Origin of the sequence: Streptomyces sp. NTH33 (genome assembly GCF_003236365.1) — a bacterium.
Taxonomy (GTDB): Bacteria; Actinomycetota; Actinomycetes; order Streptomycetales; family Streptomycetaceae; genus Streptomyces.
The window spans coordinates 1-631 of the sequence record NZ_POTZ01001069.1 but is presented as its reverse complement, the minus strand read 5'-3'; the positions used below and the strand labels follow the sequence as shown (position 1 = coordinate 631).

The following is a 631-nucleotide window of genomic DNA, read 5'->3' as shown; positions in this document are numbered from 1 at the left end:
GTGTGCAGGGCGGAGGCCTGCAGGGTGGCCGCGACGGTCAGTTCGAGGTTCTCCCGGGCGAGGGAGGGGATGAGGTACTTGTCGGAGATGACCTCGCCCTGTTCGGTGACCTTGATCTCGCCTTCGAGGGTGCCCCAGGGCTGGGCGAGGATGGCGTCGTGGGTGGGGCCGCCGCCGCGGCCGACGGTGCCGCCGCGGCCGTGGAAGAGGCGCAGGCGTACGCCGTAGCGGTGGGCGACGTCGCGCAGGCGGCGCTGGGCGCGGTGGATCTCCCACTGGCTGGTGGTGATGCCGCCGAACTTGGAGGAGTCGGAGTAGCCGAGCATGACCTCCTGGACGTCGCCGCGGAGGGCGACCAGGCGCCGGTAGGAGGGGTCGGCGAGCATGTCCTCGAGGATGGTGTCGGCGGCCTTCAGCTCGTCGGTGGTCTCCAGGAGCGGCACGATGCCGATCCTGGCCCAGCCGGCGTGCAGGTCGACGAGGCCGGCTTCCCTGGCCAGTACGGCGGCGGCGAAGACGTCGTCGGCGCCCTGGCACATGGAGATGATGTAGGACTCGATGACTTCGGGTCCGAAGACGTTCAGGGCTCGCAGAGCGGTCTCGAAGACGCCGAGGGTCTTGGCTCCGGCGG

General features: G+C 70.5%; 1 protein-coding gene. It reads right to left on the bottom strand.

Going from position 1 to position 631, the window contains the following annotated elements; all coding sequences use genetic code 11:
- Nucleotides 1-631 (bottom strand): phosphoenolpyruvate carboxylase (locus C1I97_RS38500; RefSeq protein ID WP_146608479.1); only part of this gene is annotated, 631 nt, incomplete at both ends.